General features: G+C 74.9%; 18 protein-coding genes and 1 pseudogene. 10 read left to right on the plus strand and 9 right to left on the minus strand.

What is annotated here, in order from left to right:
• The first annotated feature begins 271 nt into the window (after positions 1-271).
• From RM844_RS31365 to RM844_RS31375, 3 genes are read left to right on the plus strand one after another with little or no spacing between them, the layout of a single operon-like run.
• Positions 272-1,402: a Gfo/Idh/MocA family protein gene (locus tag RM844_RS31365; RefSeq protein WP_311670842.1), complete on the plus strand. Its 1,131-nt coding sequence runs from the start codon at positions 272-274 to the stop codon at positions 1,400-1,402.
• On the plus strand, positions 1,399-2,325 hold the full coding sequence (locus RM844_RS31370) for a DUF6807 domain-containing protein (protein WP_311670843.1): 927 nt from the start codon (positions 1,399-1,401) through the stop codon (positions 2,323-2,325). The genes RM844_RS31365 and RM844_RS31370 overlap by 4 nt, the downstream gene beginning before the upstream one ends.
• The gene (locus RM844_RS31375; protein WP_311670844.1) at positions 2,319-3,062 is read left to right on the plus strand and encodes a cupin domain-containing protein; all 744 of its coding nucleotides are present in this window, start codon (positions 2,319-2,321) and stop codon (positions 3,060-3,062) included. The genes RM844_RS31370 and RM844_RS31375 overlap by 7 nt, the downstream gene beginning before the upstream one ends.
• A gap of 82 nt (positions 3,063-3,144) precedes the next feature.
• On the opposite strand, the gene RM844_RS31380 is transcribed toward RM844_RS31375, so the two are convergent.
• The gene (locus tag RM844_RS31380) at positions 3,145-4,002 is read right to left on the minus strand and encodes an aldo/keto reductase (RefSeq protein ID WP_311670845.1); all 858 of its coding nucleotides are present in this window, start codon (positions 4,000-4,002) and stop codon (positions 3,145-3,147) included.
• A gap of 186 nt (positions 4,003-4,188) precedes the next feature.
• Between RM844_RS31380 and RM844_RS31385 the strand changes: the two genes are divergently transcribed.
• Positions 4,189-6,747, plus strand: a complete 2,559-nt coding sequence (locus RM844_RS31385; RefSeq protein ID WP_311670846.1) for a polysaccharide lyase family 8 super-sandwich domain-containing protein — start codon at positions 4,189-4,191, stop codon at positions 6,745-6,747.
• A 472-nt stretch (positions 6,748-7,219) separates the two neighbouring features.
• On the opposite strand, the gene RM844_RS31390 is transcribed toward RM844_RS31385, so the two are convergent.
• Positions 7,220-8,077 (minus strand): hypothetical protein, encoded by an 858-nt coding sequence (locus tag RM844_RS31390; RefSeq protein WP_311670847.1) that lies wholly within the window; start codon positions 8,075-8,077, stop codon positions 7,220-7,222.
• A gap of 46 nt (positions 8,078-8,123) precedes the next feature.
• Positions 8,124-9,020: a hypothetical protein gene (locus RM844_RS31395; RefSeq protein WP_311670848.1), complete on the minus strand. Its 897-nt coding sequence runs from the start codon at positions 9,018-9,020 to the stop codon at positions 8,124-8,126.
• Between the two features lie 441 nt (positions 9,021-9,461).
• Between RM844_RS31395 and RM844_RS31400 the strand changes: the two genes are divergently transcribed.
• The 3 genes from RM844_RS31400 to RM844_RS31410 all read left to right on the plus strand — a co-directional run bounded on the left by RM844_RS31400 (position 9,462) and on the right by RM844_RS31410 (position 11,707).
• Positions 9,462-9,644: a hypothetical protein gene (locus RM844_RS31400; protein WP_311670849.1), complete on the plus strand. Its 183-nt coding sequence runs from the start codon at positions 9,462-9,464 to the stop codon at positions 9,642-9,644.
• A gap of 65 nt (positions 9,645-9,709) precedes the next feature.
• Positions 9,710-10,972, plus strand: coding sequence for a nucleotide sugar dehydrogenase (locus RM844_RS31405; protein WP_311670850.1), 1,263 nt, complete (start codon positions 9,710-9,712; stop codon positions 10,970-10,972).
• A 207-nt stretch (positions 10,973-11,179) separates the two neighbouring features.
• A complete protein-coding gene (locus tag RM844_RS31410) occupies positions 11,180-11,707 on the plus strand; it encodes an EF-hand domain-containing protein (RefSeq protein WP_311670851.1) in 528 nt (175 codons plus the stop codon).
• Between the two features lie 73 nt (positions 11,708-11,780).
• Here RM844_RS31410 and RM844_RS31415 read toward each other — a convergent pair whose 3' ends face one another.
• Complete coding sequence (locus tag RM844_RS31415) at positions 11,781-12,632, minus strand: helix-turn-helix transcriptional regulator (RefSeq protein WP_311670852.1); 852 nt, start codon at positions 12,630-12,632, stop codon at positions 11,781-11,783.
• A 192-nt stretch (positions 12,633-12,824) separates the two neighbouring features.
• On the opposite strand from RM844_RS31415, the gene RM844_RS31420 reads away from it, so the two are divergent.
• Both RM844_RS31420 and RM844_RS31425 read left to right on the plus strand, forming a co-directional pair.
• Positions 12,825-13,631 (plus strand): NADPH-dependent F420 reductase, encoded by an 807-nt coding sequence (locus tag RM844_RS31420; RefSeq protein WP_311670853.1) that lies wholly within the window; start codon positions 12,825-12,827, stop codon positions 13,629-13,631.
• Between the two features lie 98 nt (positions 13,632-13,729).
• Positions 13,730-14,497 (plus strand): annotated as a pseudogene (locus RM844_RS31425) (SDR family NAD(P)-dependent oxidoreductase).
• A 112-nt stretch (positions 14,498-14,609) separates the two neighbouring features.
• Here the strand turns inward: RM844_RS31425 and RM844_RS31430 are convergent.
• The gene (locus tag RM844_RS31430; protein ID WP_311670854.1) at positions 14,610-15,236 is read right to left on the minus strand and encodes a TetR/AcrR family transcriptional regulator; all 627 of its coding nucleotides are present in this window, start codon (positions 15,234-15,236) and stop codon (positions 14,610-14,612) included.
• A gap of 104 nt (positions 15,237-15,340) precedes the next feature.
• Between RM844_RS31430 and RM844_RS31435 the strand changes: the two genes are divergently transcribed.
• Entirely contained in the window at positions 15,341-16,759 is a 1,419-nt protein-coding gene (locus tag RM844_RS31435; RefSeq protein WP_311670855.1) for an amidase, read from the plus strand.
• 20 nt (positions 16,760-16,779) lie between these two features.
• Here RM844_RS31435 and RM844_RS31440 read toward each other — a convergent pair whose 3' ends face one another.
• The 4 genes from RM844_RS31440 to RM844_RS31455 form a co-directional block, all read right to left on the minus strand.
• Positions 16,780-17,256: a DUF6917 domain-containing protein gene (locus RM844_RS31440; RefSeq protein ID WP_311670856.1), complete on the minus strand. Its 477-nt coding sequence runs from the start codon at positions 17,254-17,256 to the stop codon at positions 16,780-16,782.
• On the minus strand, positions 17,253-18,212 hold the full coding sequence (locus RM844_RS31445; protein ID WP_311670857.1) for a Gfo/Idh/MocA family protein: 960 nt from the start codon (positions 18,210-18,212) through the stop codon (positions 17,253-17,255). Before RM844_RS31445 ends, RM844_RS31440 begins: the two co-directional genes overlap by 4 nt.
• Entirely contained in the window at positions 18,209-19,321 is a 1,113-nt protein-coding gene (locus RM844_RS31450) for an Ldh family oxidoreductase (protein WP_311670858.1), read from the minus strand. Before RM844_RS31450 ends, RM844_RS31445 begins: the two co-directional genes overlap by 4 nt.
• A gap of 95 nt (positions 19,322-19,416) precedes the next feature.
• The coding region (locus RM844_RS31455; RefSeq protein WP_311670859.1) for a M20/M25/M40 family metallo-hydrolase at positions 19,417-20,871 on the minus strand (1,455 nt) is incomplete at its 5' end.

Here is a 20,871-nt window from a genome sequence, read left to right on the forward strand (position 1 = left end):
CACCACCCGCCCACCATCCCCACGCCGGCCCCCACGCCACCGCCCCACCAAGCCCGTTCCCGAAGCACCGTCGGCTGCCACCGTCGGCTGCCGGCCGTCGGCTGCCAGCCACCGGCCGGCGGCCGGGAGCGCCGCCCGCGCCCGGTCGCCGACAGCCGCCGCGACCAGCGCCTTCCAACGGCCGGCAAAGCGGATGAAGGCCTTGTGTGATCGATAACTCAACCTTAGAGTCACCCTTGTCGAAAGCGCTTACTAAACGAGGAGCCCCGCTATGCCCTCCCATCCCTCCCGCCTGCGCGTCGCGGTCGTCGGCACGGGTGGCATCATCACGGGCGGCCACCTGCCCGCGCTGCGCGCCCACGCGGACCGGGTCGCGCTGGTGGCCGCCGTCGATGTCGCCCCGGAACGGCTCGCCGCCTTCCGCGAGGCGGCCGGCGCCCTGTGGGACGAGGGCCCGGAGGCCAGGGAATTCACCGACCTGGACACCATGCTGGCCGAGGCCCGCCCGGACCTGGTGCTGATCGGCACCCCGCCGTCGCTGCACCGCGCGCAGACGGTGGCCGCGCTGCGGGCCGGCGCGTGGGTGCTCTGCGAGAAGCCGTTGACCCTGTCGCTCGCCGAGTACGACGAGATCGCCGCCGCCGAAGAGGCCACCGGCGCCTACGCCGCCCCGGTCTTCCAGCACCGCTACGGCTCCGGCGCCGAGCACGCCAGGCAGTTGATCGCCAGCGGCGAGCTGGGCGCCCCGCTGGTCGCGCACTGCCAGACCACCTGGCACCGGGACACCGCCTACTACTCGGTGCCCTGGCGCGGCCGTTGGGAGACCGAGGGCGGCGGCCCGACCATGGGCCACGGCATCCACCAGTACGACCTGCTGCTCCACCTGCTGGGCCCGTGGGTCGAGATCCGCGCCATGGCCTCCCGGCTGGTGCACGACGTGGAGAGCGAGGACGTCTCCACCGCCCTGGTCAGGTTCGAGAACGGCGCACTGGCCACCGTCGTCAACAGCGTGCTCTCGCCGGACGAGGTGAGCCGCATCCGGGTGGACTGCGCCGAGGCCACGGTCGAACTCACCCACCTCTACGGCCACTCCAACACCGACTGGCGGTACACGCCGCGGCCGGGGCTGGCCGACGAGGCCCGGGTCGCGGCCTGGCGCAGCCCCGCGGACGACGTGCCCAGCTCGCACACCGCGCAGCTCGGCGGGCTGCTGGACGCGTACGCCGCCGGGGTGCGCCCGCCGGGCAGCGGGCCGGCCGCGCGGGCCACCGTGGAGTTCGCCGCCGCGCTCTACAAGGCGGCGTTCACCGGCGCTCCGGTGCGCGCCGGCGAGATCACCGAGGACGACCCCTACTACTCCGCCATGCACGGCGACCACCCGGACTGGAGCCCCAAGCGATGACGATCCAGGTCACCCACACCCACGGCGAGCGGATCACGGTCGAGGCCGAAGGCGTCGAGCTGCTCTCCTACGTCTACCGGCCCGACCCCGAGCCGTTCGAGTCGCGCAAGCCGTACATCCACCCGCTGCGCACCCTGGGCGGCAACCTGGTCAGCGGCTACCGGCCCAACGACCACCGGTGGCACAAGGGTCTCCAGATGACCGCCAGCCACCTGTCCGAGCAGAACTTCTGGGGCGGCAACTCCTACCTCGGGCCCGACCAGGGCTACCAGCGGGTGCCGGAGCGGGTGGGCTCCATGCGACACGACGGGTTCGCCGCCCTGACCGCCGCCGAGGACCGGCTCGACCTGGCCGAGGACCTGACCTGGGTGGCGAACAACGGCGCCGAGTGGGCCCGTGAGCGGCGCGGCATCAGCGTGCACTCGGTGGACACGGCGTCCGGTTCCTGGGCCCTCGACTGGTCGATCGACCTGACCAACGTCCGGGACGAGCCGCTGGCGTTCGGCTCGCCGACGACGGCCGGCCGGGAGATGGCCGGCTACACCGGTCTCCAGTGGCGCGGGCCGCGGGACTTCACCGACGGCCGGGTGCTCGGTCCCGAGGAGGGCCAGGACGGCCAGGAGCTGATGGGCACCCAGAGCCCCTGGCTGGCGTTCTCCGCCGAGCACGACGACTTCGACGCGCACTCCACGCTGGTCTTCGCGCACGCCCCGGAGAACCTGGACGCGGAGCGGGCGGTGCACCCCTCGCACTGGTTCGTGCGGGCCACGCCGATCCCGACGGTGGCGTTCTCCTGGGCGTTCTTCGAGGAGTTCGAGCTGGCGCCGGGCGCGTCCTTCGCGTTCCGCTACCGGGTGCTGGTCGCCGACGGCGCCTGGGAGCGGGGCCGGATCGCCGACCGGCTCAAGGAACTCCCGTGGTGAGCCTGCCGCACCCGCTGCCCGGGGCGGTCGGGCTCTCGCACCTGCGGGCATACGACTGGGAGGCCGCCGACGGGGTCTGCGGCGGCAGCCCGCACCTGCACCTGGTCTGCACCGAGGCCTACGTGGTCACCGGCGGCGAGGGCGCGGTGCAGACGCTCAGCCCGCGGGGGTTCCGGGAGATCCCGCTGGCCGCCGGCTCGGTCGCCTGGTTCACGCCGGGCACGGTGCACCGGATGGTGCAGGGCGGCGATCTGCGGGTCACCGTGCTGATGCAGAACAGCGGGCTGCCGGAGGCGGGGGACGCGGTGTTCACGTTCCCGCCCGAGGTGCTGGCCGATCCGGAGCGGTACGCGGCGGCGGCCCGGCTGCCGGCCAAGTCCGGGCCTGAGGCGGAGGCCGCCGCCCGACGCCGCCGGGACCTGGCCATCGAGGGCTACCTGCCGCTGCGGGCCGCCCTGGCGGCCGGGGACAACGGCCCGTACCTGGAGTTCCAGCGGACGGCGGCCCGGCTGGTCAGGGAGCGGGTGCCGGCCTGGCGTGAGCTGTGGCGGGCGGGCGCGCTGGCCACGGCGGAGCGGACCGGCGCCCAGCTGGCGGCGCTGGAGGCCGGCGAGCCGGCCTACCTGGCGGACGCGGACGCCTTCGACACCGGCCCGTCCCGCGAGGGTGGTTGGGGCATGTGCGGCCGGCGCACGGAGTACGAGGTCCCGGGCGCCACCGTCCACCAGGACGGCTGACCCGCCCCCACCCCACCTCGACCGGCCGCCGGCGCCTCCCGTGGAAGCCCGCCGGCGGCCGACCGGGGTGACGGGCTCCGCCCTACCGCTCCGAAGTCGAGGGCTGGAGGTGGTCGAGGCGGGTGCGATGGGTGGGGGTCAGGGTGAGGGCGGCGGCGGCGATGTTCTGGTGGAGGTGCTCCAGGCTGGCGGTGCCGGGGATGGGGCAGATCACCGGGGAGTGGGCCAGCAGCCAGGCGAGCGCCACCTGGGCCGGGGTGGCGTGCACCTCGTCCGCCACGGCGGCCAGTTCGGGTGGTGTGCCGGTGGCCGCCGGGGCCACCGGCCGCCAGGGCAGGAACGCGATGCCGGCCGCCTCGCAGGCCGCGAGGACCGGCTCGTGTTCCCGGTCCAGCAGGTTGTAGCGGTTCTGCACACTGGCGATCGACACGATGCCGCGGGCCTCGGCGAGTTCGGCCACCGTCACCTCGGAGAGCCCGATCCGCCCGATCTTCCCTGCGGCCCGCAACTCCGCGAGGGTGCCGACCTGTTCGGCCAGCGGCACCTCCGGGTCGACGCGGTGCAGCTGGAGCAGTTCGAGGCGGTCCATCCGCAGCCGGTAGAGCGCGGCGTCGACCTGCTCCCGCAGCGTCGCGGGGCGTCCGTCGAGGTGCCACTCGCCGGTCTCGCGGTCCCGGGCGACGCCCACCTTGGTGGTGACGAGGAGCCCGTCGGCGTACGGGTGGAGCGCCTCGACCAGCAGCTCCTCGTTGGCGCCGCCGCCGTACAGGTAAGCGGTGTCGATCAGCGTGACGCCGGCCGCCACGGCCGCGCGGGCCACGGCCAGGGAGCGTTCGCGGTCCGGGCCCGGCTCGGTCGGCAGCCGCATGGCGCCGAGGCCGAGCCGGCCGACCGGCAGGTCCCCGGCGATGGCGAAGACGGGCAGCGCGGTTGCGGACATAGGTGACCCCCACAGTCTGGGCCCCTTGGGAGCCCGGTTCGACCGGTGAGGGTAACAGGGCCGCCGGGCAGCGTTGTTGGGCGTGCGGGTCCGGACGACCACGGAGCCGTGCCGACCCTAGTGACAGGTGCGCGGCGGCTTGGTTGGATGCCCCGGACGTTCTCGTGGCCAGCCAAGGAGTGTGTCATGCCGCTCTCCCGTCGTGCCCTGCTCGCCCTGCTGCCCGCCGCGACGGCCGCGGCCAACGCGGCCCCCGCACAAGCCCGTTCGGCCGGCCGCCCGGCGGCCGCTGTGGCGGCCGACCACGGCCGGCTGCTCGACAACACGGTGGCCGTCTTCGCCGGCACCGCCGAGTCCAACGCCCGCCCCGAGGTGGCCGGCAAGCTGTCCGCGATGGCCGCGACGGCCCGCCGGTGGCTGGCCGCGCTGGACACGGCGGGCCCGGACGAGCTGTTCGCCGGACTGCCGCTGGGCACCAACGACGCGCATCTGAACGCCAGTTACCTGCACCTGTACGAGATCGCGCTGGCCACCGTTGCGCCCGGCGACGCGGCGCCCGACCTGCGGGAGAACGCGGCGGTGCGGCGCCGGGTGGTCGACGCGCTGGGCTGGCTGCACGAGCGGTACCTCGGCGACCAGGCGGCCGGCTACTACGGGAACTGGTTCAACTGGGAGATCGGCATCCCCACCCACGTCAGCCGCACGGCGGTCCTGCTCGCCGACGAACTGGCCGCCCAGGCACCCGGGTTGACCGCCACCTATGTGGCCACCCTGGACGCCTACCTGCGCAACGGGAAGGACGGCGACGTCGATCTGGACTCCCGCTTCCACACCGGGGCCAACCTGGCGGACATCACCGTCAACCGGGTGCTGCAGGGCGCGGTCACCGGGGACGAGGCCCGGATCGTGCAGGCGGTCGCCGACCTGGAGACGGTCTTCCCACCGATCGACCCCTACCGGCTGCGGCACGGCGTGACGGACGGCTTCTACGCGGACGGCTCGTTCATCCAGCATGCCTCGGTGGCCTACACCGGCTCCTACGGGGTGTCGTTGCTGAGCCGCGCGGTACAGGCGTTCAAGGTGCTGACCGGCACGGCGTACCTGGCAGACGAGGAACTGGTCGAGGTGGTGCGGGGCTGGCTGGTGAACTCCTTCGCGCCCGTCATCTTCGAGGGCTGGCTGATGGAGCTGGTGCGCGGGCGCGCGGTGGCGCGGACCACCAGCGGCTACCAGGCCGTGGCCGGGGTGGTGGAGGCAGCCGTCGATCTGTCGGCGGCGGTCACCGACCCGGAGCGGGCGCGGGCGCTGCGCGGCTATGTGCGGTATCTGCGGGAGACCTCACCGGTGCCGGCCGACCCGGCCGGCTTCGTCTCCCCGGTGAGCGTGGCCAGGTACGCGGAGATCCTGGCCGACGAGGCCAGCCCTCCGGCCGACCTGGGCCCGGCGGCGCGGAACGTCGCGTTCAACGCGATGGACCGCACGGTGCACCGCCGGCCCGGCTACGCCTTCGCCCTGTCCCGGAGTTCGGCGCGGATCAGCAGGTACGAGTACATGTCGGGGGAGAACCTGCTGCCCTGGTTCCAGGGCGACGGCGCGCACCACCTCTATCTCGCCGGCCAGGACCAGACCGAGGCGTACGGCGTGGACTACCTGACCACCGTCTCGCCCTACCGGCTGGCCGGGGTGACGGCGCCGGTGGAGGCCCGGGCCTCGGTGCCGGAGCTGTACGGCGGCCTCTGGTACGACAACCCGGAGGCCGGCTTCACCTCCTCGTCGGAGGCGCAGAACACCTACGTGTACTTTCCGCGCGGGACCAACGCACACTCCGGCGGGGCCAGCCTGGACGGCTACGGCGCGGTCGGCATGACGCTCGCGGACGACGTCGCCTGGCGGGACCAGCGGGCCGGCCTGCTGCCGGCGGACTTCGTCGCCTACCGGAACGCGGCCGGCACCCGCTCGTGGTTCCTGCTGGACGACGAGGTGGTGCTGCTGGCGGCCGGGGTGCGGGACCCGGCCGGGCGGGCGGTGACCACCACGGTGGACAGCCGGATCGCCGCGGCGGACGCCGAGGTGTCGCTCACCGGCCGGCGCCCTGACGGCCGCCCCTGGGCCGGCCCTGGACCCGAACAGCCGCTGTCCTGGCTGCGGTTCGCCGACCCGCGCGCCGGCACCGCGGTCGGCTACGCGTTCCTGGCGCCGACCAGGGCGCGGGTGAGCTGGGAGACGGTGACCAGCAGCCGCCGGGTGGTGCGCACCGGCAACCCGGACTCCCCGGTGACCCGGCGGGTCTTCAGCCTGCTGACCGAGCGGCCGGCCGGCGCGGCCGCGCCGGGCGCGCTGGCCTGCGCGCTGGTGCCGCACGCGACCGAGGAGCGGCTGGCCGGCTACGCCGGCGGGCCGTTGACGGTGCTGGCCAACACGGCCCGGCTCCAGGCGGTGGCGCACCGGGAGTTGGGGCTGGTGGCGGTCAACTCCTTCGCCCCCGGCCGGCATCGGGTGGGCGGTATGGAGATCTCCGGCGCCGCCTCGGTGCTCCGGCGCGCGGAGCCGGACGGCACGCTGGCCCTGGCGGTGGCCGACCCGACGACGGAACGGGCCCAGGTCACGGTGGTGTTGCCGGGGCGCTGGCTGCGGCCGGTGGCGGCGGACGAGGGGGTGCGGGTGCGGCGCACGCCGGTCGGCACCCTGGTCGAGGCGCGCACCCACCGCCGCTACGGCGCCTCCCTGGTGACCCGGCTGCGCTGACCGGCCGACCGAGCGGGGCGGCTAGCGGCGGCTGGCGCGGGCGGCCGATGCGGCCGGGCGCGCCGGGCGGGCCGGGAGGGCCGGCGCCCGGCACGGACCCAGGGGCCGCACGGATCAGGGGCGGCGACGCGGTGGGTCAGCGCGGCAGAACAGACCGGCGCGGCGGCGGACAAGCCGACAACGGCCCGGCGGTCAGCGCGGCAAGGGGGCGGTGCGGCGGACGAGCCGACAGCGGCCAAGCGGCAAGAGGGGCAGTACGGCCGGAGCCGCCAGCGCGGCGAGGAGGGCCGTCCGGCCGGACGAGCCATCGGCAGCCAAGCGGCAGTGCGGCAACGGGGCGGTGCGGCGGACGGGCCGGCACAACGAGGCGGCCAGCGCGGCAAGGGGGCGGCAACGGCGAAGGGGCCGGCGCGCGGGGTGCGGGCCGGCCCCTTCCGGGTGCCAACGGCCGGGGCCCGGACGGGCCCCGGCCTCAGCGGTACGGCTGGGGCATCGGCGGGCCCGGCTGCCGGGTGCCGCCGACGAAGTAGCCGGCGAACAGCGCGGTGGCCGGGGCCAGCGCCAGCAACGGCCAGACCATCCCGTGCGAGTTCTCCGTCCAGCCCTCCCAGAGGTCGGAGAAGTCGTCGAAGAAGAACTCCAACGCGCCCTTCGACCCCTCCGGCTCGGCGGCCAGCACCGCCATCGCGAAGGTCTCCCCCAGCAGCATGGCGACCACCGCGCCCAGCGCGGCGACCCAGTAGAGCGGCACCCGGCCCGGCGCGAGGGCGCCCACCGGCAGGCCGACCAGCCCGCCGATCAGCGGCGCCAGCCAGGTGAGTTGGGCGACCTCGATGTCCGGGTCACCGCTGGTCATGGCCTCCTCGACCAGCTTCTCCAGGTCGACGACCGCGCCGGTGACGAAGCCGTAGACGAAGATCATCGCCACGGTGGCCAGCAGCATCAGGCCCACCGCGGCCCCGGGGTTGCCCCGCCGCACGGGGGGCGGCGGGAGCGGCATGCCGGGACCCGGGCCCTGCGGATAGCCGTAGCCGGGCTGCGGCGGCTGCGGGTAGCCGTACCCGGGCTGCGGCCCGGCCGGCGGCTGGCCCGCCTGCGGGTAGCCGTACCCGGGGGCGGGCGGCGGCGCGGCGGCCGGTCCGGGTGGGCCGGGAACCGGCCCGGGCGCGGGCCCCGGAGCCGGCCCGGGCGCGGGCCCCGGAGCCGGCCCGGGCGCCGGGGGCGGCGCCGGCTGCGCCGGGGTGAAGCCCGGCTCGGTGGGCGCCTGCGGGTAGCCGTACCCGGGCCCCCTGGGTTGGCCGGGCGGACCCGGTGGTTGTGGCTGACTCATGCTTCCCCCTTGTTCCGTCCCCGCTCGTCGTGGCGCAGTGTCCCGCTCAACCGCTGTACACCACCGCGCACAACAGGGTCTGCTCCGCGTCCATCGTCCACCAGTAGTACTGCTGGTTACCCGCGGCCGAGGAGCACTCGTTGCCGGTCGGGTTGGACGGGGCGGAGTAGACGGCGATCACGTTGAACTTCTGGCTGTAGGGCGAGGGCACGGTGCCGCCCTGGCAGTCGATCCAGCTCATCAGGTTCGCGCTGCCGTCGGCCATGCCGAGGAAGCACTGGCCCACCTCGAACACCCGGGTCACGCAGAGCGCCACGGTCTCGGCGTCGTAGGTGTAGTAGAGGTAGGAGCGGCCGGCGTCCACCGGGCAGTCGTTGACCGAGTCGTCAACGGTGGCGACCCAGACGCCGGCGTTGTCCGCCGAGCAGTCCACGATCTCCGGGGTGACGCTGACCCAGTCGGTCTCGCCGGTCATCCAGTTGGCGAGGCAGTGTCCGGGGCTGACCGACCGGAACAGTTCCATGGTGGGGTCGGGCGGGGTCTGCTCGGTCGGCTGCTCCTCGGTGGGGAGCGAACCGCTGTCGCCGCCGCCGAGGTCACCGCCGCCCAGGTCACCGCCACCGAGGTCGCCACCGCCCAGGTCACCGCCGCCCAGGTCGCCACCACCGGTGCTCTCCAGGTCCGGCAGGTCCTCCAGGCCCTCAAGGTCGGGCAGCTCGCCGCCGTCGAGGCCTTCCATGCCGCTCATGCCGGGCGGCGCCGCCATGCCGCCGTTGTCGCGGCTGTCGGCTCCGGTCGCCGCGGCCAGGCCGAAGGAGAGGCCGGTCACCAGGACGACCACCAGAACCAGGATGCCCAGGCGCCGGCCGGGCTGGGACTGGTCAGGCCCACCACCGGGGCCCGGCGCGCCCGCCGGGCCGGGCCAGCCCTGTATATGACTCATCGCATTTCCCCCGCCATCGTGCAGTTGTTCAGCGCCGCTCAGGCTAGCAACCCCCGGAGGGGCCGCACACACACCCGACGGTTCTGTTGCGAACGCGGCACACAACCCGCGCGGCCCCCCCGTCCGCGCGCCGTTGCGGAAGCCCCCAACTCCCTTGTGTGTGAAGGGAGAAGACCGTGAGGACAGTGTGACCAGTAGTACACCCGTGCCGTCCGTCGCCCGTGCGGACCCATTTCGCCCGCAACGGCCTGGACGGCCATCGGGATCAGAAATAATCGCTCTAGTCGCTCATTCGTCGTCAGGAGCTGATCCGTGCGTTCGTCCTTTGTTTCCGTTGCCGGCACCGTCGCCGGGGTGTTCTTTCTTTCCGCCGCCGCATTCGCGGCTCCGGCCCAGGCGGCCCAGGGTGAGGTTTCGGTATTCGGGACGGAGCTGTCCCCGTTGACGAACTACCAGGACCCGACCGGCTGCCACAAGCTCCCGCTCGACGCCCACGTACTCAGCAACAACACCGACGGTCCCGTGGTGATCTACGGCGACCCGCTCTGCCTCACCCCGGGCCTGACCGTGCAGCCCGGCTACGGCTCGCACGTGGCGCCGGGCAGCGGCAGCTTCTCCGCCTGATCCGGCGGCGCAGTCATCGGCGGGCCCGGGCCGCGGCGTCCGGGCCAGATCTACAGGGAGTTGTGGTGACCAGAGCGGTCGTGGCGGTGGTGGGCCTGGGGTACGTGGGCCTGCCGCTGGCGGCGCGGGCCTGCGAGGTGGGCCTGCCCACCGTGGGCTACGACGTCTCCCCGGCGGTGGTGACCGGCCTCAACGAGGGCCGTTCGCACGTCGGGGACGTGCCGGACGCCACCGTGGCCGCCATGCGGGAGCGGGGGTTCGTGGCGCACCGGGACCCCGAGGTGCTGGCCGGTTGCGACACCGTGGTGATCTGCGTGCCCACCGGTCTGGACGGCGCGGGCGAGCCGGACCTGTCCGCGCTGCGCGGCGCGGCGCGGGCGGTCGGCGGCCACCTGCGGACCGGCACCCTGGTGGTGCTGGAGTCCACCAGCTATCCGGGCACCACCGACACGCTGCTGCGGGAGATCCTGGAACGGGAGAGCGGCCTCCAGGCCGGCGAGGATTTCCACCTCGCCTACTCGCCGGAGCGTATCGACCCCGGGAACACCGAATTCTCCCTCAAGAACACGCCGAAAATCGTGAGCGGATACACGCCGCTCTGCCTGAAATACGCCACCGCTTTCTATCAACGTCTGGTCGATCGGCTGGTGCTCTCCGGCGGCACCCGGGAGGCCGAAATGGCGAAACTCCTGGAGAACACCCACCGCTATGTGAACATCGCGTTGGTGAACGAGGTGGCCCGTTACTGTGAACGGACCGGCATCGACGTCTGGGACGTGCTGCACTGCGCCGGCACCAAACCGTTCGGCTATTCGGCCTTCCAGCCGGGCCCCGGGGTGGGTGGGCACTGCGTGCCGGTCGATCCCCGCTATCTGGACGTCCACGCCACGGAGCAGGGTTTCACCTTCCAACTGCTGGCCGCCGCCCGGCGGGTGATATCCGCGATGCCGGAACGGGTGGTGGAACGCGCGGCGGACGTGCTGCGCCAGGAGGGCCGCGGCCTGGCCGGCAGCCGGGTGCTGCTGTTGGGCGTCTCCTACAAACCCGACGTGGCCGACGTCCGGGAGTCCCCGGCGGCCCCCATCGCCCGGCTGCTCCGGGAGGCGGGCGCCGACGTCGTCTACCACGACCCGCTGGTCACCGCGTTCTCGGCCGCCGGCATACCGCTGCTCCGGGAGAAGGAGCTGGCCGGGGCACTGGCCCGCGCCGACCTGGCGATCCTGCTCCAGGACCACACCTGCTACCCGTCACAGCAACTGGCCCAGGCACCCTGCGCGTTGCTGGACACCCGGGGGAAGACCGCCGGGGCCCGCGTGACGCTGCTGTAGCACCTCCGCCCCTCCCCCACGCTCGGACGAGAACGGTCCCGGCCGCGGTCACCCCTGCCCGGGCGCCGTCGCTTCGAGCCCCTACAGACCTGGCGTCGGGCGCCCTCCCCTGAGCGCCCCGACGCCCGGGCGGCGCGGGTTCACCTCCCGCGCCGTGCCCCACCGCAACACCCGTCAACACACATGGCTCTAGGAGGAGTTTCCGTTATGTCCAACCCCGTGATCGACGCCCGGCTCAGCAAGCGCTTCGACAAGTGGGACTTCGACCGCAACGGCGTGCTGGAGCGGGAGGACTTCGAGCAGGAGGCCGCGCGGATCGCCCGTTCCTTCGGCGCCTCCGCCACCTCGCCCGAGGCCGTGGCGCTCCGCGACGCGTTCTTCGGGCTGTTCGACTACCTGGTCGCCCAGGCCGACGGCGCCACCTCGCTCTCCCGCGAGGAGTACCAGCGGGCCGCCAGCGACCTGGTCTACGTGCAGGGCGAGGCCGCGTTCAACCGGGCGCTCGGCCCCGTGGTCTCCGGCCTCGTCGGGCTCTGCGACAAGGACGCCGACGGCCAGATCAACGGCGAGGAGTTCGCCTCCTGGCTGACCGCCCTCGGCCTGGACAGCGCCTCGGCCAAGGAGTCCTTCCAGCAGGTGGACGCCGACGGTGACGGCCAGCTCTCCGAGGAGGAGCTGCTCGCCGCGATCCGCCAGTACCACTTCGGTCAGCTGGACGTCGAGCTGCTGGGCTGAGCACGGCACCCGGGGACGGGCCGGTGGTCGCACGCGACCGCCGGCCCGTCTCCCTGCCCGGGACCGGTGACGGTCAGCGGGCGGCGGTGGCCACCCGCTCGCGCAGCACGTCGAGCTTCTCGGCGGCGGGGGTGTTCTGGGCGGCCCAGTTGAGCACGATGTGCAGATCGGCCCGCTCGATCGTGAGGATGTCGCAGTCGAGGAGGATCTCCCCGAGCTCCGCGTGGACGACCGTCTTCCGTGAGCGCCCGATCGGCACGGTCTCGTAGCGCGCCCAGAGTTCCGCGAAGCGCGGGTTCGCCTCGCGCAGGCCGCCGATCAGTTCGACGACGGCGCGGTCGTCCGGGTACCGGTCGGCGGCCCGGCGCAGGTCGGACACCATCATGCGTTCGAACGCGGCGGCGTGTGCGGCGTCCCGCTCGACACGGGACCCACCGGCCGGCGGCGTGGCGGTGAAGTGGTCCCGGATCAGGTTGCCCGGCCGGGCGAGTTCTTCGGCGGGGCTGCCGAACAGCTCGCCCCAGAGCGGGTTCCACTGCACGGCGTCCCACGCGGCGGTGAAGACGGCCAGCGGGGTGTCGCTCATCCGGTCGATCATCCGCTGCACTCCTGGCGGCACCTCGCGCGGCACCGAACCGGACGGCGGGACCACCGAGCCGGCCATCCGGTAGAGCAGCTCGCGGTCCACGGGGTTCAGTCGCAAGGTCCGCGCGAAGGCGCCGAGCACCTGGGGTGACGGATTCCCGGCGCGGCCCTGCTCCAGCTGCACCAGGTAGTCGACGGAGATACCGGCCAGCACGGCCAGTTCCTCGCGCCGCAGGCCTGGGACCCGGCGGTCGCCGCCGGCCGGCAGGCCGACATCGGCCGGGCCGACGCGCCCTCGCCAGGCGCGCAGGGCGGTGCCCAGTTCGGTGGGGGTGCTCATCCACCGAGTATGCGCTCCCGCCGCGGCAGCCGGGTGGTACCCGGACTACCAGGGACGACGTCGCCTGGTAGGGGCGCGTCGGCCCGCCGAACATCGAGTCCTGGGTGCCGCGCCGCACCAGCCACACGGGGCGAGGCGGGCGCACCCGGCGGCGGGCTCCCGCCGTCCCCTATGGCGAGAAGGACTTCGGTGATGACAGAAACGATCGGAATCATCGGCTCCGGGCTGTCCGGCAGCGGGCTCGCCCGCCTGGCGGTGGCGGCCGGGTACCGGGTCGTGCTCAGCAACTCACGTGGCCCGGCGACCATCTCCGGGCTGGTCGAGGAGCTCGGCCCGCTGGCCCGCGCGGCCACCGTCGAGGAGGCGATCGCGGCCGGGGACCTGGTCGCGATTCCCCTTCCGCTGGCGAACGTCGAGGCCCTGCCGGCCGACCGGCTCGCCGGGAAGGTGGTCATCGACCAGACGAACTACTACCCGGCCGCCGGCGCCTTCCGCCGGGCCGACCTGGACAACGCGGAACTCACGTCGAGCGAGCTGGTGCAGCGGCACCTGCGGGAGTCGAAGGTCGTCAAGGCGTTCCACAACCTCGACTGGCATCACCTGTCGCACAACGCCCGGCCCAGGGGGCACGCCGAACGGACCACCCTGCCGGTCGCCGGTGACGACGCGGACGCGAAGGAACGCGTGGCGCGTTTCGTGGCGGCGGTCGGCTACGACGTGGTCGACGCCGGTTCGCTCGCGGACAGCTGGCGTGTCGAGCCCAACACGCCGATCTACTTCTGGCCCTACGCGCCCGTCATCCCGGCGGGTCTGACGGAGGACGAGGAGAAGAAGTACTACCTGGAGCACTCGGGTGCGCCCCTCTCTCCCGAGGCGGCGCGGAAGCTGATCGACGGGGCGGAGCGTCCGTCCCCGGTCGGCGGGACCCTGGAGGGGCTTCCCCCCGCCCATGTCGCCATCTTCCTCGACCTCGCCAGGGCCGGGACCTTCCAGCGGTGACGCCCGGCCCCTGGGCGACCGGCCGCCGGTGGTCGGCACCCGACCGGGCCGGACGGCGGACCACGCACACCCCAACTCCCCCGCACCAAGGAATCCTGATGTCACAGTCACTCACGGGAAAGACCGCCCTCGTCACCGGGGGCTCGCGCGGCATCGGCCGCGCGATAGCGGAACGCCTGGCGAGGGAGGGCGCGACCGTCGCGCTCACCTACCACACCAGTCGGCGCGGCGCCGACGAGACGGTCGCGACCATCGAGCGGGTCGGCGGCAGTGCCTTCGCGGTCCACGCCGACCTGGTCGACGCGGACTCGATCCCCGAGCTGTTCGCCCGACTCGACGGCTAGTTCACCCGGCGTCAGGGGGCCAGCGCCCTCGACGTGCTGGTCAACAACGCGGGGAACGCGGGTTGGGGCGGCCTCACGGATGCCACACCGGACAGCTGGGACACCCTGTTCGCGGTCCATGCCCGCGCGCCCTTCTTCCTCGTCCAGGCGGCGCTGGGCCGCCTTTCCGACGGCGGCCGGATCGTCAACGTCTCCTCCGCCGCCGGTACCCGGCCGATGCCGGCGGTCCCCGTCTACTCCATGGCCAAGGCGAGCGTCAACAACCTCACGCACGCGCTCGCGGCGGAGTTGGGGCCTCGCGGCATCACGGTGAACGCGGTGGCGCCCGGCTGGGTGCGCACCGACATGAACGCCGCCGTCCGCGAGAACGCCGACCTGGTGGCGACGATCGAGGCGGACACCGCCCTGGGGCGCTTCGGCGAAGCGTCCGACATCGCCTCGGTGGTGGCCTTCCTGGCCTCCGACGCGGGCGGTTGGGTGACGGCTCAGGTGATCGAGGCGAGCGGCGGCTACCAGCTCTGACCCGCGGCGGACGTCCGCCGCGGTGGCCCGGCGCGACGGCGGGACGGCGTCCGCGCCGGTCCAGCCGTGCCTGGCTGGCCGGCGGGGAGCCGGTCAGCCGGGCACGGGCGCGTCAGCCCGCCCCGCCAGCCGACTCCGCCGCCGACCGCTCCGCTGGGCCGAACGGGCCGGCGAGGCGGCGGAGTTGGTGTTCCAGCACCCGGCGTGCCTCGCCCCGGTCCAGCTGGCCGAGCAGGGTCTGCACGGTGAGCCCGTCGGCGAGCGCCAGCAGGGCGCGGGCCTCGGCCGCCGCGTCCACCGGGCCGTCGCGGCCGTCGGCCACCTCGGCGACCAGCCCGGTCACCAGGGCCAGCGCCTCCGGGTAGCCGTCCCGCAGGGTGCGGGCCAGCCCCGGGGTGACGGCGGCCCGGGCGACGAACGCCAACCACACCTGCGCCTCGGGGCGTTGGCCGGCGCCGAGCAGCGCCAGGTCGGCCAGGACCCGGGCCAGCGTGGCCGGCGACGGCTCGGCCGCGGCGGCCCGCACCCGGTCCGCGAAGCCCTCGCTGACCCGGGTCAGGGCCAGCGCGAGCATCTCGTCCTTGTCCCGGAAGCTGCGCTGCACCGCCCCCATGGAGAGCCCGGCCACCCGCGCCACGTCGCGCAGCGTGACCCCCTCCAGGCCGTGTTGGTCGGCGAGTTGGTACACCGCGTCGATCACCCGGCCACGCCGTTCCGCGTAGTCCACCTGCTTCGGCATCGGTCCTCCGTCCCGCCCTGGCTGCGCCACCGAGCTTATTCGATGCAAGCGCATCGTTTCTCACGTACGATCCGATGCAACCGCATCGGAACGTGAGGAAGCTGATGGGCACCACACTCTGGCAACGCACCGCCGCCGCGCTCGGCGCCGCCGTGGCCGCCGGCGAGCTGACCGCCGCCGAGGTGATCGAGAGCCATCTCGCGCGGATCGCCGAGGTCAACCCCCGGATCAACGCGGTGACCCAGCCGCTGGCCGAGCAGGCCCGCGCGCGGGCCGCCGAGCTGGACCGGCGGCGGGCCGCCGGGGAGCGGCTGGGCCCGCTGGCCGGCGTGCCGTTCACCGTGAAGGAGAACATCGGCGTCGAGGGGGTGCCGACCACCCACGGGCTGGCCAGGTTCCGCGCGCTGCGGGCGCGGGCCGACGCGCCGCCGGTGGCCCGGCTGCGGGCGGCCGGCGCGATCCCGGTCGGGCACAGCAACATGCCGGACCTGGCGCTGGGCGGGATGCACCCGCGCAGCGAGCTGTTCGGCGAGAAGCGCAACCCCTGGCACCCCGGCCGCACCCCGGGCGGCACCAGCGGCGGCGACGCCGCCGCCGTGGCCAGCGGGATGGCGCCGCTGGGCCTGGGCAACGACTCCGGCGGCTCGATCCGGGTGCCGGCCGCGTTCTGCGGGCTGGCCGGGCTCAAGCCCAGCCACGGCCGGTTCCCCGCCGACCACCGGATCGGCCCGGACGACCCCACGCTGGCCTCCCAACTGATCCCGGTGGACGGCCCGTTGGCCCGCACGGTGGGGGATCTCCGGCTGGCCTACGAGGCGTTGGCCGGCACCGACCCACGCGACCCACGGGCCGTGCCGGTGCCGGCGTTCGCGCCGCTGCCGCCGGCCCCCTGGCGGGTGGCCGTGGTCCGGGACCCCGGCGGTCTCGGCGTGCACCCGGCGGTGGACGCGGCGGTCACCGCCGCCGCGGACGCGCTGGCCGACGCCGGCCACACGGTCACCGAACTGCCCGACGTGCCCCGGCTGGCCGAGACCCTGGACGCCTACGGGCACCTGATCATGACCGAGTTCTCGCTGGCCTGGCCGCACATCGGGCCGGTCATCCCGGAGGGCAGCCGGGCCTACATCGAGATGTCGATGGCCAGGACCAGGCCGGTGGACCTGGCCGAGTACTTGCGGCTGACCGGGGTGCGACTGGGGCTGCGCCGGGCGTGGGCGGAGCTGTTCACCCGGCACGAGCTGCTGCTGGGCCCGGTGTTCACCGAGCCCCCGGTCGAACCCGGCCTGGAGTCCAGCGGGTTGGCCGGCCACCAGCTGGTCACCGGGGCGATGCGGCTGTGCACCGCGACCAGCTTCGTCGGACTGCCGGCGGTCGCCGTGCCCGGCTCGGTGGTGGACGGCCTGCCGCAGGGGGTGCAGCTGGTCGGGCCGATGTTCCGGGAGGACCTCTGCCTGGCCGGCGCCGAGTTGGTGGAGCGGCGGACCGGGGTGCTGACCCCGGTGGAGCCGGCGCCGCGCCCCTGACGGCGGCGCCGGCCGGCGGGTCAGGCGGTGGGCGCCCCGCCGTAGGGCGCGAACGTCACCTCGACCTCCGGGCGCAGCCCCAGGCTGCCGCCGGTGAGCAGCTCGGGGGCGTGCAGCAGGATGTTGTAGTGGTTGGGGAAGTGGCAGGCGTCGAAGCCGAGCAGGGTGCCGACGGGGCGGCCGTCGACGCGCAGCGCGTCGCCCCGGTCGAGCACCCCGGCGGTCTCGATCTCGACGAAGCCGAGGAAGCCGACCCGGTCGATCCGGGCGCCGGCCATGCACTCCGACTGGTCGGTGACGACCAGTTCATGTACCTCGCCGCGGCGCACACAGCGGCTGGCGTACGGTTCGAGCCGCATCCCGCGCTCGGTCCTGTGGTGCAGCAGCACCTTGACCAGGGTGCCGGTCACCGTCCGCTTGGCGCCGTTCTCGCGTGGGTTGACCGGGTCGGGGGAGGTCGGCCGGACGGCCGTCGCGCCGGACGTGGGCCGGTTCACCGCGGGCCCCCGACGGGGGCGCCGGCGCGCTCGGCGGCGTAGGCGTCGGCGACCAGCTCCAGGGCCCGCAGTCCGTCGGTGTGCGCCGGCCGGCCGGCGTCCACCACCCGGGCGAAGTCGGCGAGCAGCGCCCGGTACTCGTGCCAGAGCGAGGACTTGAAGCCCTGGTGGCCGGCGAGCAGGTCGGCGTGGTGCTCGGTGCCGTCCGCCAGCCGCACCACGATGTCCTTGGTCTCCCCCGGGTACGACCAGTCCAGCTCGACCCGGGCCTCGGCGCCGGCGGCGGCGACCAGCTCGACGGTGGCCCGCCGGTCCAGCCCCCGCGCGTCGCGTGCCACGGCGGCCTCCACCACCCGGACCTCGCCGACCAACTGCCGGACCAGGTCGAAGGCGTTGGGGCCGTTGTCGGCCACGCAGCCACCGCCGCAGCGGGCCGGGTCCAGGTACCAGGTGTCGCCGCCGATGTGCTCCTCGATCCGCTCCAGATAGCGCACGGTCAGCGACCTGACCGGCACGCCGGGCGGCAACCCGGCCGCCAGCGCGGCGAGTTGGTCGTTGTAGCGACGGTGGAACGCGGTGAACAGCGGCACCTCGGCGGCCTGCGCCAGCGCCGCCACCTCGCGGCCCTCGACCGGGTCGAGGGCCAGCGGCTTCTCCACGCAGACCGGGACGCCGGCCGCGATGGCGTCCCTGGCCAGCGCGGCGTGAGCGTGGTTGGGGGCCGCCACCACCAGCGCGTCCAGCCGGCCGCTCGCCAACAGCGCCCGGTGGTCGGTGTGCTGCTCGGTGCCCGGCGGCAGCTGGTCGGCCAGCTCGGCGGCGGCCTCGGGCCTGGGGTCGCAGACCGCGGCCAGCCGCCAGTCGGGGCTCGCCTCGACGGCGGCCAGGTAGTAGCGGGAGATCACGCCGAGACCGGCGACGCCGATCCGGCGGGGGGCGGGCGGTTGGCCGGTCATCGGCGGGCCTCCAGGGTGGGCAGGTCCAGTCCCAGTGCGGTGAGTTCGTGGTGCAGGGCGGCCGGCAGCGGCACCCCGTTGGCGCGGCGCTCGGCGGCACGTTCCGCCTCCCACCAGCCGGGGTAGCGCACCGGCTGGTCGGCCGTCAGCGGCGGGCAGTTGAGCACCGTCTCGAAGACGCCGCCGCTGGCGGCGGCGAACGCGCCGGGGTCGCCACGCAGCACGTCCGGGTCGATGGCCAGCAGCAGCAGGCCGATGTCGTCGTCGGTGCCGTGCGGGCGGCCCTCGCCGGCCAGCGCCTCGGGCGCCGGGCCGACGGCCGCGCCGGAGAGCAGCGCGGCCAGCACCTCGACGGTCAGGCCCAGGCCGAAGCCCTTGTGCGCGCCGGTGTCGGGCGTGCCGCCGAGCCAGCGCAGCCGGGCCTTGCCCTGGTCGAAGGCGGCCGGGTCGGTGACCGGCTCGCCGTGTTCGTCCTCCAGCCAGCCGGGCGGCACCGGCTCGCCGTTGGCGGCGGCCACCCGGACCCGCCCGGTGGGCACCACCGTGGTGGACATGTCCAGCACGAAGGGGCGCCCCGGCAGGGCGGGCGCGGCGACGCTGAGCGGGTTGGTGCCCAGCAGCGCCGGCCGGCCGCCGGGCGGGCCGGCGATCCGCTGGCCGCCGCAGTTGCTGGCGACCAGGCCGACCAGCCCGGCCTCGGCGGCGCGGGCGGCGTGGAAGCCGGCGCACCCCAGGTGGGTGGCGCCGCGCACCGAGACCAGGCCGACGCCGTGTCGGCGGGCGCGGTCGACGGCCAGGTCCATGGACTCGGCGGCGGCCCACAGGCCCAGCGCGCGCTGGTGGTCGAGCAGCAGGCAGGCGCCCAGGTCGTTCAGGACCCGGGGCTCGGCGGCCGGCCTGGCCCGGCCGGAGGTGAGCAGCGGGTGGTAGAGGCGGCCCAGGTTGAACACCCCGTGGGAGTCCATGCCGGTGAGGTCGCCGTGGCACAGGGCGCTGGCGGCCAGCCGGGCCCGCTCCTCGGGGACGCCGAGCGCCCCGAAGAAGGCGGCGGTCGCGGCGTGCAGGCGGGTGGGGTCAACGGTGAGGGTGGGGCCGGGTAACGCGGTCAACGGAGGTGCTCCTCGCGGGTGTTGGCAGGGGACTCGGGTGCGGCACCGGGGGCCGGGTCCGGTGGTTCCGGGGACGGGTGCGGCGGGTTCGGTGGTTATGGGGACGAGTTCGGGGACGGGTGCGGCGGGTTCGGTGGCTTCGGGGACAGGTTCGGGGACGGGTGCGGCAGGTTCGGTGGCTTCGGGCCGGGCCCAGTGGCCGTGCGGGCGGCCGGCGGTTGCCTGGGCGGCGACGTCGTGTCCGGTGGCCGGCTGCGGGCGAAGGCGACCAGGGTCCGGGCGATCAGCTCGGCGAACGCGTCGAGGTCGGCGCGGTCCACGAACTCCCCCGCCGCGTGGGCGTGGTTGTCGGCGAGCGAGCCGGGGCCCAGCACCCCGGTGAAGGTGTCGTTGTGGTCGGCCAGCCAGAGGGCGTCGCAGGTGAACGGCGGCTCATCGGCCGGCCAGGGCCGGGCGCCGGCGCGGCCGAGCAGCGCCTCGGCCCAGGGGTCGGCGTTGTCCAGGGTGGGCAGGTCGCGCTTGTCCCAGCTGAGCCGGGTCAGGGCGACGGCGTCCCTGGCGGTCCTGGCGAACTCCTCGGTGTGACCGAAGCGTTGGCGGAACGCGACCAGCCCGGCGGCCAGCTCGTCGGTGAGCAGCGCCGTCAGCCGGGCGCCCTCGGCGGCGTCCCGGTAGGGCAGGTTGACCAGCAGCGTGCCCCGCCCCGACACCTTGTTGTGCAGGTGGCCGGTGTGCAGGCCAGCCACGCAGGGGCCGGTGCCGGCGCCGGGTCGGCGGCCCGAGTCCAGGGCGTGCGCGAGGTGTTGGGCGAGGAAGCCGAGCAGCACGGTGGCGTTGTGGCCGTGCCCGGGCCGGTCGTCCACGGCGTCCTCGCCGGCCACCGTGATCCGGGCGGTGGCGGCCGCGGTGGTCCGGGTGAGCAGCCGACCGTTGGTGGGCTCCAGGAAGAGGTTCAGCCGGCCGACGTGGCCGGCGGCCACCAGCGGGCGGGTGCCGAGGGTGCCGAGCGCGCCGCCCTCCTCGCCCGCCACCGCCTGGATCAGCACCGCCACCGTGCGGCCGACCGCCGGCTCCCGGGCGACGGCGGCCCGCACCCCGGCCAGCAGGGCGACGGCCGGCCCCTTGGCGTCCACCGCGCCCCTGCCGGTGAACCGCCGGCCGTCGAAGCCGACCGGCTGGTAGCCGGCGACGGTGTCCAGGTGCACGTTGCACATCACGGTGGCGGCGCGCGGCAGTTCCGGGCCGAGCCGGAGCAGCAGGCTGGGCTGGGCCGCGAGGAAGCCCGGGTCGGCGAGGGCCTTGGCGACGGGGGCCGGCAGCGGGCCCGCGGTCACCTCCCGGCGGCTGGGCGGGGCGTGCCGCAGCACGGTCGCGCCCAGCGCGCGGGCCGCCTCCGCGTACCGCCGGCCGGCCCGCCACAGGCCGCCCGGCGGGTCGTCGGGGCCGACCTCCAACGGGCTGACCGTCGGAATCCGCAACAGGTCGAGCAGCAGGGCGTGTTCGGCGGGGGTCAGCGCGGCGTCGGCAGCGGGGGCGGGACCGGTGGGGGT

Source organism: Streptomyces chisholmiae (assembly GCF_031845445.1).
GTDB lineage: Bacteria > Actinomycetota > Actinomycetes > Streptomycetales > Streptomycetaceae > Streptomyces > Streptomyces chisholmiae.